The following is a 9421-nucleotide window of genomic DNA, read 5'->3' as shown; positions in this document are numbered from 1 at the left end:
CTCCTTCGGTTTCCCTCGCTCGACCACGAGGCGCCCCCACACGCTTACCGCCCCGCCACGACTCACAGCATCTCAAGCCTGCTGCATCGTCATCTGTTTTTTGTCGGCAGTGTCAGCGGCTTTTAGCACTGTGGACGTTAACCGCGTCCCGCATCGACATCGATCGTTTCACGCCCTGGCGTTCGCATTCCCAGCATCCGCGGCCAGCCTCTACTGTGAGTCCGTGTCGCGAGCCAGGAGTGTCATGCCGGGCCGTTGAGCNCGGATTTAGTCCGCGCAGCGGACCGAGCCCCCTGCTCATGTGGGGCGAGTCCGTGCGATAGGCCCGGCATGACACTCCTGGCTCGCGGCACGGACGTCTAAATAGAGACGCCCGATGCAATCAAACGATCAAGTCTGCTGATAAATCTCAGCCCCCTTGCGTACAAACTCTACCGCCTTCTCCCGCATCCCTTGCTGCAACGCATCTTTCGCACTGACCCCTTGCGATGCCGCGTAATCACGCACGTCCTGCGTGATCTTCATGCTGCAGAAATGCGGCCCGCACATCGAGCAGAAATGCGCGACTTTCATTGAGTCTTTAGGCAAGGTCTCGTCGTGAAATTCCTTGGCCGTATCAGGATCCAGACCCAGGTTGAACTGGTCATCCCACCTGAACTCGAACCGCGCCTTCGATAGCGCATTGTCGCGAATTGCCGCGCCTGGATGGCCCTTGGCCAGATCCGCTGCATGCGCGGCGATCTTGTAGGTGATGATGCCGTCCTTGACGTCTTTCTTGTTGGGTAACCCCAGGTGTTCTTTGGGCGTGACGTAGCAGAGCATGGCCGTACCATACCAGCCAATCAGCGCAGCGCCGATGCCGGAGGTGATGTGATCGTAGCCAGGGGCGATGTCAGTGGTCAGCGGGCCCAGGGTATAGAACGGCGCCTCGTGGCAATGCTCGAGCTGCAACTCCATGTTTTCCTTGATCATCTGCATCGGCACATGGCCCGGGCCCTCAATCATGACTTGCACGTCGTGTTTCCATGCGACTTGAGTCAGCTCACCCAGTGTCTTGAGCTCGGCGAATTGGGCCTCGTCGTTGGCGTCGTAGCCCGAGCCAGGCCGCAGTCCGTCGCCCAGCGAAAAGCTGACGTCATAGGCCTTCATGATTTCGCAGATGTCCTCGAAGCGCTCGTACAGAAAGCTCTCCTTGTGATGCGCGAGACACCACTTTGCCATGATGGAGCCGCCGCGTGAAACGATGCCCGTCATGCGATCGGCGGTCATGGGAATGAACGGCAGACGTACGCCCGCATGTATTGTGAAATAGTCCACGCCTTGTTCGGCTTGCTCGATCAAGGTGTCGCGGAAAATCTCCCAGGTCAGCTCTTCGGCTTTGCCATCGACCTTTTCCAATGCCTGATAGATCGGCACGGTACCGATGGGCACGGGCGAATTCCGGATGATCCATTCGCGGGTTTCGTGGATGTGTTTGCCGGTAGAGAGGTCCATGACCGTATCGCCACCCCAGCGGATGGACCAGGTCATTTTTTCGACTTCTTCGCCTATGCCCGAGCTGACTGCGGAATTGCCAATGTTGGCGTTGATCTTGACCAGGAAATTCCGCCCGATGGCCATGGGCTCGACTTCGGGATGATTGATGTTGGCGGGGATGATGGCGCGCCCACGGGCCAGTTCCTCGCGTACAAATTCGGGCGTAATGACCGCGGGGATGGCAGCGCCGAAGGATTGCCCAGGATGTTGGCGCAGCAGGCGGCGGGCCATTTTCTCGCCATCGGGGCCGCTGGCGCGCAGCGTTTCCAGATAGTGTTCGCGCCGCAGGTTCTCGCGGATGGCGACGAATTCCATTTCCGGCGTGATGATGCCGCGCCGTGCGTAATGCATTTGCGAGACGTTCGCGCCGGTTTTGGCCCGGCGGGGTGGGCGTTGCAGATCAAAACGCATCGCCGTCAGTTTGGGGTCGGTCAGGCGGGACTGCCCGTATTCGCTGGTCGGCCCGCTGAGCAGTTCGGTGTCGTTGCGTTCTTCGATCCAGGCCTTGCGCAGTGCAGGCAGGCCGCGGCGAATGTCGATGTGAGCATCGGGATCGGTGTAGGGGCCGCTGGTGTCGTACACCGTCAGCGGTGGATTGCTTTCGCCACCGAACATGGTGGGCGTTGCGTCCTGCGAAATTTCCCGAAAAGGCACACGGATATCCGGCCTGGAGCCGATTTCGTAGACTTTGCGGGATTTGGGCAGCGGTGCGACGGCCGCAGCATCGACTTGCGCCGTAGCGGCGAGGAACTTGGGGTTGGCATTCATGGAAAGCTCCAATAATGAGGTTGGAGCCGATTGGGGATGGATTCCGGGCCAGATAGGACGAACCCGGCCCTGGGAGACAGGCCTGGCGCGGAATACGCTCCCAGCATCGGCATTATCCGTACTGGTACGAAGGGACTCTCTCAACACGTCTGCCTGGAAAAGGCGACGAGTACCCCTGCGTGAAACCGAAGTATAGGTGGTATCGTGGTTGTATGGTCGTATTTCGCCGCTTTACATCTGCATACGGTTGGGGCTATCGGGACACGCGACGGCCCTGTACACTTTTTGTAAGCTGGGTGGCGGTCAGCGACCCGGCATGCAGCTCCCTCAGTCATTGAAAAAGGAATAACCATCATGCAACTCACTATGCGCAAACTGGCTCCCGCGCTGGCTGTTCTCACGCTCGCACTGGCCGGCTGCCAAACTCCGCCGAAGCAAGGGGCAGAAGGTGCTAAAAGCGATACCGCCACCCCCGGGACTCCGGCTCAGCCGGCGACGGCTTCCGCAGTTGAGTTCTATGTGGCTCAAGCGACGACGGCGCCTGGCCTGACGGAAGTCAAGATTCCCGATGGTTCATTGTTCATCCAGCGTCAGCCTGTGCTGACGCGTGCGGACCTGAGCGAAGCCGCCGCCTTGGTCGATCGTCAAGGACAGAACTTCGTCGGCCTGCGCTTCACAGAGGCTGGTGCCCGTAAATTGAACGAGGTGAGCAGCCAGAACATCGGCAACATGCTGGCGTTGGTCATCGATCGCGAGCTCGTTGCCGCTCCGCGTATTGCCGAGCCGCTGAACCGTGGCGTCCTGGCTTTTGGTGTACCGTCGGCCCAGGCTGCGTCGGATATCGCTGCCAAGATCCGTGGCGATCAAGGGCAAGCCGCTCCGGCTAATGGCGCCGCACCTGCCGCGCCAGGGACGCCTGCTCCGGCAGCTCCGGCTCCGGCTGCACCGGCCCCCGTCGCGCCGCAATAAACACGCTTGAGGCGTCGAGGCGGTGTCAGCCGCCCATAAAAAGCCCCCGCGCTGCGCCTTCGCCTTGCACCCCCCAAGAGGGGGTGTTTTTGTCTTGGCGCGGCCCGGTGGTAAAGAAAAGCCCCCACGCTGCGCCTTCGGGCTTGCTGCCCCCCAAGGGGGGGGGCTTTTGTTTTGGGGCGGCCTGGCAACAAAAAGGCCTGGGATGATCACCATCCCAGGCCTTTTTGTGACGCGTAGGGAACGGATCCGGTTTAACGGATCCGTCGGATCAATCCTCTTCTACGAAGGTTTCCTGACGTTTCTTGCGGATGGAGGGCAGTGCCACCAACACGACCAGAATCAACGCCGCCGCCAGCAAGGATGCAGACAAGGGGCGTTCGACAAAGGTGAAGAAATCACCGCGCGACAGCAGCAGGGCGCGACGGAAGTTTTCTTCCATCATGGGGCCCAGCACCAGGCCCAGCAGCAGCGGGGCACCTTCGCACTTCAGTTTCGACCAGAAATAACCGATCACCCCAAAAATGGCCGTGGTGAAAATGTCGAACGTGTTGTAGTTCAACGAATACACCCCGATCGTGCAGAACACGAGAATCGCCGGGAACAGAATGCGATAGGGGACTTTCAGCAGTTTGACCCAGACGCCGATCAACGGCAGGTTCAGCACGACCAGCATCAGGTTGCCGATCCACATCGAGGCGATCAGACCCCAGAACAGTTCCGGGTGGCTGGTCATGACCTGCGGGCCCGGTTGAATGTTGTGGATGGTCATTGCACCAACCATCAGTGCCATCACGGCGTTACCCGGGATACCCAAGGTCAGCAGCGGGATGAACGAGGCTTGCGCACCAGCATTGTTGGCCGACTCGGGGCCAGCGAGACCCGCCGGGTGGCCTTTGCCAAAACGCTCCGGTTCTTTGGAGATTTTTTTCTCCAAGGTGTAGGAGGCGAATGCCGACAACACGGAACCGCCGCCGGGCAAAATGCCCAGTATCGAACCCAGCGCCGTACCACGGATGATGGCAGGCGCTGCTTCGCGGAATTCTTTTTTGTTGGGGTACAGCGAACCGATCTTGTCTTGGAGTTCGACGCGGTTTTCTTTTTGTTCCAGGTTGGACAGAATTTCCGCAAAACCGAACACGCCCATGGCTACGATGGCAAAGTCGATACCGTCTTGCAGCTCGGGGATGCCGAAGTCATAGCGGGCCACCCCCGAGTTGACGTCCGTACCCACCATGCCCAGGAGCAGGCCCAACAGGATCATGCAGATGGCTTTAGGCAGAGAGCCCGAGGCCAGCACGACTGCACCAATCAGGCCCAGGGTCATCAGCGAGAAGTACTCGGCGGGACCGAACTTGAACGCGATTTCCGACAGAGGGGGAGCGAAAGCCGCGATCAACAGCGTGGCCACGCAACCAGCGAAGAACGAGCCGATGGCTGCCAACGATAGCGCGGCACCTGCTCGTCCGTTGCGTGCCATCTGGTGGCCATCCAGCACGGTCACCACTGCAGAGGTTTCACCTGGTAGATTTACCAGAATAGCGGTGGTGGACCCGCCATACTGTGTACCGTAGTAAATCCCCGCCAACATGATCAGGCCGGCCACGGGGGGCAGCACATAGGTGATCGGCAGCAGCATGGCGATCGTCGGGACGGGCCCCAGGCCGGGCAACACGCCGACCAGGGTGCCTAGAATGCAGCCCAGCAAGGCGTACAGCAAGTTTTCAGGCGTGAACGCTACGGAGAACCCGAGCGCCAAGTGTTCCATCAATTCCATGATTATGTCTTCCCCTTGTTTTTAGTTCATGCCCAGAAACGACGGCCATAGCGGGAAAATCAATCCCAGACCCTTGATGAACGCCAGCCAGCAGAACACAACAAGGAAAATGGCGTTGAGCAATGCGACGCGCCAACTGAATTCATGGCTGGCGATACTGCTGCCTACGACCAACAGGAACAGCGAAACGTACAGACCCAGCGGGCGCAGGAGTACACCAAACAAGACGACGGAGCCGATGATGATGAACAGAATCTTGAAATCGAACTTGTCGATGGTGGTTTCCGTGGCTTTTGGAGAGATGGCTCCCAAAGCCACTACTGCTCCCAGAATGGCCAGGCATATCCCGAGCCAAAAAGGAAAATAACCGGGGCCCATCCGGGCGGATGTCCCCATCGAGTACTGCGTGGCGCCATACGCAAATCCCAGGCCGATTAGGGTAAACATCACCCCCGACCAGAAATCTTGCTTGTTCCTTAGCTGCATAAAAGGTCTCCCGTATTGTGTCGTGCCATACTGCTCGAGCATGGGTGGCGGAGACGTAATGTCTAAGGACGCATGAAGCTTGGACAAAAAAACGTATAAAAAAATATGGCACGGCGGCGCGAGCCATATCAGGGTTGCCAAGCGTCCGGACACTAAGCGCACCGCCAGCACGCAAAGTCCAAGTCGAATGGATCGTATCACGATGTAGTTTAGAATTCTGTTGGTGAATCCTCTAACTATTCAGGGGGCAAAGATCGACACGCAGGAATTGCAGCCGGCGGATTTTGCAACCTTGGCCGAGTTTCGTTATGCCTTGCGCTGCTTCACGGTTTTCAGTGAAGCCGAGGCGCACGAGCAGGGATTATCCCCGCAACAGCACCAGGCATTACTGGCCATCAAGGGTAGTGGGGCGCAGGCTCTGACTGTTGGCGAGCTTGCAGACAAGCTCTGTATCAAGCATCACAGCACCGTTGAACTCATCAGCCGATTAGTGCGCATGGATATGGTGTCGCGCTCGGTCGATCCCGACGATGGGCGGCGTGTACGGATCGCTTTGACCGCCTTGGCCGAAGCCAAATTGCAGGCGCTGTCCGCCGTGCATCTCGAGCAACTGCGGCGCATCGGGCCCTTGCTGATTAAATTATTGGACCAGTTCGGTTCTTCAACTCACTGAAAAAACGACCACCAGATGGACATTACCCCTGAATTGCGTGCTGTTTTCACCCCTGCCGGGCACCTGCGTGCGTCGATCAACCTGGGCAATCCGATTTTGGCCGGACGCAATGCCGCCGGCGAGCCTGCGGGCGTATCGATCGATCTGGCGCGCGAATTCGCCCGTCGTCTCGGGGTCGAGATCGAATTGGTGGTGTTCGATACCGCCGGTAAATCCGTCGATGCCGTGACGGCCGAACAGGCCGATATCGGCTTTTTTGCGGTGGACCCGGTGCGCGGCGCCGGTATCGCATTTACGGCGCCCTATGTGTTGATCGAGGGCGCCTATCTCGTCAAAGACGGCTCGCCGCTGCAATCCAACGACGAGGTGGACCAGGCCTCACACCGTGTCGCGGTCGGTAAAGGCAGCGCATACGATTTGTACCTGACGCGTGAGCTCAAGCATGCCGAAATCGTCCGAGCCCCGAGTTCTCCGGCTGTGGTCGATACTTTTCTCGAACAGGGGCTGGAGGTGGCTGCGGGCGTACGCCAGCAGTTGGAGTCGGATGCGCAGCGTTTGAGTGGCCTGCGTTTGTTGCCGGGCCGTTTCATGGTGATTCGCCAGGCGATGGGGTTGCCCAAAGGGCGTGATGCCAGAGCGGCAGCGCTGCTCGGCGCCTTTGTCGAGGAAATGAAGGCCAGCGGTTTTGTCGCTGACGCGCTCACGCGTCACGGCATTCAAGGCGCCTCGGTAGCACCGACTGAACCCCGAGATTAAATTCTCATATTAGGGAAAATCCTAGGATCACTGCAGCCCAAATCGTTGTGTTCACACAACGATTTGGCTGTGTAATTGCTATTCGTCAGGTACTGTTAGAGGATTTTTCGTGTGGCAACACGATCTGCGACGCGGCCTGCCTGCCTGGCTGGCGTCATGAGCGCCGCGGACGCTCATGACGACTCGCTTTTTGTACCCGCCAGAAGCAGAACGGATTGATTAATCCGCCGAGTCGGATGCCGGGTCCTGCACCCGTTGCTTGATTTCTTCGTGGTGTTTTTCCATCTCTTGGCGTAACGCGCGGCGTTCGCTTGCTGCTTCGTAGCGCTGGCGCTGCTCCAGGGTATGCAGGACCAATGGCGGGACGGCTGTCGGCTGACCGTTATCGTCGACTGCCACCATCGTGAAATAACAGCTGTTGGCGTGGCGCACGATTTGTTTGCGGATGTCTTCGGTGATCACTTTGATGCCGATTTCCATCGAGGTCCGGCCCGTGTAGTTCACGGACGCCAGAAACGTGACCAGTTCTCCGACATGGATCGGTTGCCGAAACACGACTTGGTCGACGGACAGCGTGACGACGTAGTGGCCCGCATAACGGCTGGCACAGGCATAGGCGACCTGATCCAGATACTTCAAAATCGTGCCGCCGTGGACGTTGCCTGCAAAATTCGCCATATCGGGCGTCATCAGGATAGTCATCGACAATTGGTGATTGGTTTCTTGCATGGCAGATCGTGCGAGTGGAAAACGCCATGGTAATCGCTGGGCTTGTTGTTTTTGCAAAACTTGACGATACGCTGCCATTAAATAGGGGTACGATCACAAGCTCCATCCCTTGGAGAGGCCCATCATGTCATCATTATCCAAACGTTGCATGGCCGAGTTGATCGGTACTTTTTGGTTGGTGTTAGGCGGTTGCGGCAGCGCGGTGCTGGCTGCAGGTTTTCCTGAACTGGGTATTGGTTTTGCAGGCGTTGCCCTGGCGTTCGGGTTGACGGTGTTGACCATGGCTTATGCGGTAGGCCATATCTCAGGCGGGCATTTCAACCCGGCAGTCACGGTAGGCCTCGCCGTAGGGGGGCGTTTTCCGATGCGCGAGATTCTGCCTTACGTGGTGGTGCAAGTGATCGGAGCGATATTGGCGGCCGCCGTGCTGTATTGCATTGCGAGCGGCAAGCCAGGCTTTGATCTGGTGGCAAGCGGTTTTGCCGCGAACGGTTATGGCGACCATTCTCCGGGCAAGTATGCCTTGGGCGCTGCACTGACATGCGAAATCGTTCTGACGTTTGGTTTTCTATTCGTGATTTTGGGCGCTACTGATAAGCGCGCGCCGGCCGGCTTTGCCCCGATACCGATTGGCCTGGCCCTGACGCTGATTCATTTGATCAGTATTCCTGTGACGAATACTTCGGTGAACCCGGCGCGCTCTACGGGTCCGGCGTTGTTTGTCGGAGGATGGGCGGTGGAGCAGTTGTGGCTGTTCTGGGTGGCGCCGATTGTGGGCGCTATTCTGGCCGCAGTGGTATACCGTTTCGTAGCGGGGCGCCAAGACGCATGAGAAACCGTCGCCCCATTTGATGGAGCGACACGTGTCTCAGTCTGAAAAAATCATGTTGGTCACCGGCGGCGGCCGGGGAATAGGCGCCGCGGTGGCACGCCTGGCTGCCCGCCGGGGTTATGCCGTTTGCGTGAATTATCGTCATCGTCGCGAGGATGCGGATGCGGTGGTGCGAGAGATTCAAGCCAATGGCGGGCGAGCCATTGCCGTCGGCGCGGACGTTGCCGATGAGGCACAGGTTGTGCAGCTGTTTCAAACCGTGGACCGGGAGTTGGGCAGGGTGGATGCTCTGGTCAACAACGCCGGCATACTCGAGACGCAATGCCGGCTCGAGGACCTGGATGCTGCCCGTGTGACGCGCATTCTGATGACTAATGTTGTCGGCGCGGTGGTGTGTTGCCGCGAGGCGGTGCGTCGCATGAGTCCGCGTCATGGAGGACGGGGCGGCGCTATCGTGAATGTGTCTTCGGTCGCGTCTCGTTTGGGATCGCCTGGGGAGTATATCGATTACGCGGCGTCGAAAGGCGCGCTGGATACGTTGACGATCGGTCTGTCTAAAGAGGTGGCGGCTGATCAGATTCGGGTGAATGCGGTTCGGCCGGGCACGATTTATACCGAGATGCACGCTAGTGGCGGGGAGCCTGGGCGGGTGGATCGATTGGCCAGTGCGATTCCGTTGCAGCGGGGCGGGACCGTTGAGGAGGTAGCGGGGGCGGTGATGTGGTTTTTTTCCGATGAGGCGGGGTATACGACGGGGTCGTTTATCGAGGTTTCTGGTGGGAAATAGGCTTGGTTTAGTTAGTTATTAGGTTAGGCGTTGGTTTGCTGACATAGGATGGGCTCATTAGGCGTCCCTGCTGGGTGCGTGGGCGCCGCGCCGGCCCTATCGCTCGGT

9 protein-coding genes are annotated in these 9421 nt (G+C 58.7%); 5 read left to right on the top strand and 4 right to left on the bottom strand.

The genetic code is table 11. From position 1 onward, the window contains the following. Positions 1–390: 390 nt before the first annotated feature. Positions 391–2304: a phosphomethylpyrimidine synthase ThiC gene (gene thiC / locus ACNA0J_RS21290; RefSeq protein ID WP_415820880.1), complete on the bottom strand. Its 1914-nt coding sequence runs from the start codon at positions 2302–2304 to the stop codon at positions 391–393. 354 nt (positions 2305–2658) lie between these two features. On the opposite strand from thiC, the gene ACNA0J_RS21285 reads away from it, so the two are divergent. Next, positions 2659–3273, top strand: a complete 615-nt coding sequence (locus tag ACNA0J_RS21285; protein ID WP_415820879.1) for a SecDF P1 head subdomain-containing protein — start codon at positions 2659–2661, stop codon at positions 3271–3273. A 271-nt stretch (positions 3274–3544) separates the two neighbouring features. Here the strand turns inward: ACNA0J_RS21285 and ACNA0J_RS21280 are convergent, their stop codons facing one another. Together ACNA0J_RS21280 and ACNA0J_RS21275 are read right to left on the bottom strand one after the other, a co-directional pair. Next, positions 3545–5050, bottom strand: coding sequence for a tripartite tricarboxylate transporter permease (locus tag ACNA0J_RS21280; protein WP_415820878.1), 1506 nt, complete (start codon positions 5048–5050; stop codon positions 3545–3547). Positions 5051–5071: 21 nt separating this feature from the next. Then, on the bottom strand, positions 5072–5536 hold the full coding sequence (locus ACNA0J_RS21275; RefSeq protein ID WP_415820877.1) for a tripartite tricarboxylate transporter TctB family protein: 465 nt from the start codon (positions 5534–5536) through the stop codon (positions 5072–5074). A gap of 223 nt (positions 5537–5759) precedes the next feature. On the opposite strand from ACNA0J_RS21275, the gene ACNA0J_RS21270 reads away from it, so the two are divergent. After that, positions 5760–6209, top strand: coding sequence for a MarR family winged helix-turn-helix transcriptional regulator (locus ACNA0J_RS21270; protein WP_415820876.1), 450 nt, complete (start codon positions 5760–5762; stop codon positions 6207–6209). A gap of 15 nt (positions 6210–6224) precedes the next feature. Next, positions 6225–6965, top strand: coding sequence for an ABC transporter substrate-binding protein (locus tag ACNA0J_RS21265; protein WP_415820875.1), 741 nt, complete (start codon positions 6225–6227; stop codon positions 6963–6965). 219 nt (positions 6966–7184) lie between these two features. Here the strand turns inward: ACNA0J_RS21265 and ACNA0J_RS21260 are convergent, their stop codons facing one another. Continuing rightward, complete coding sequence (locus ACNA0J_RS21260) at positions 7185–7694, bottom strand: acyl-CoA thioesterase (RefSeq protein ID WP_415820874.1); 510 nt, start codon at positions 7692–7694, stop codon at positions 7185–7187. 124 nt (positions 7695–7818) lie between these two features. Here ACNA0J_RS21260 and aqpZ point away from each other — a divergent pair, with 124 nt between their 5' ends. Then, a complete protein-coding gene (gene aqpZ / locus ACNA0J_RS21255) occupies positions 7819–8526 on the top strand; it encodes an aquaporin Z (protein ID WP_415820873.1) in 708 nt (235 codons plus the stop codon). Positions 8527–8578: 52 nt separating this feature from the next. Then, a complete protein-coding gene (locus tag ACNA0J_RS21250; RefSeq protein ID WP_415820942.1) occupies positions 8579–9313 on the top strand; it encodes an SDR family oxidoreductase in 735 nt (244 codons plus the stop codon). Positions 9314–9421: the final 108 nt, after the last annotated feature.

It is taken from the genome of Bordetella tumbae (assembly GCF_965139195.1).
Lineage (GTDB): Bacteria > Pseudomonadota > Gammaproteobacteria > Burkholderiales > Burkholderiaceae_B > Bordetella_A > Bordetella_A tumbae.
The sequence above is the reverse complement of the archived record's forward strand: the minus strand, read 5'-3'. Positions and strand labels throughout refer to the sequence as shown.

What these genes read in the sequence shown, in the direction of transcription:
- thiC (WP_415820880.1), bottom strand. Translation starts at nt 2,304, where the DNA reads ATGAATGCCAACCCCAAGTTCCTCGCCGCTACGGCGCAAGTCGATGCT.
- ACNA0J_RS21285 (WP_415820879.1), top strand. Translation starts at nt 2,659, where the DNA reads ATGCAACTCACTATGCGCAAACTGGCTCCCGCGCTGGCTGTTCTCACG.
- ACNA0J_RS21280 (WP_415820878.1), bottom strand. Translation starts at nt 5,050, where the DNA reads ATGGAATTGATGGAACACTTGGCGCTCGGGTTCTCCGTAGCGTTCACG.
- ACNA0J_RS21275 (WP_415820877.1), bottom strand. Translation starts at nt 5,536, where the DNA reads ATGCAGCTAAGGAACAAGCAAGATTTCTGGTCGGGGGTGATGTTTACC.
- ACNA0J_RS21265 (WP_415820875.1), top strand. Translation starts at nt 6,225, where the DNA reads ATGGACATTACCCCTGAATTGCGTGCTGTTTTCACCCCTGCCGGGCAC.
- ACNA0J_RS21260 (WP_415820874.1), bottom strand. Translation starts at nt 7,694, where the DNA reads ATGCAAGAAACCAATCACCAATTGTCGATGACTATCCTGATGACGCCC.
- aqpZ (WP_415820873.1), top strand. Translation starts at nt 7,819, where the DNA reads ATGTCATCATTATCCAAACGTTGCATGGCCGAGTTGATCGGTACTTTT.
- ACNA0J_RS21250 (WP_415820942.1), top strand. Translation starts at nt 8,579, where the DNA reads ATGTTGGTCACCGGCGGCGGCCGGGGAATAGGCGCCGCGGTGGCACGC.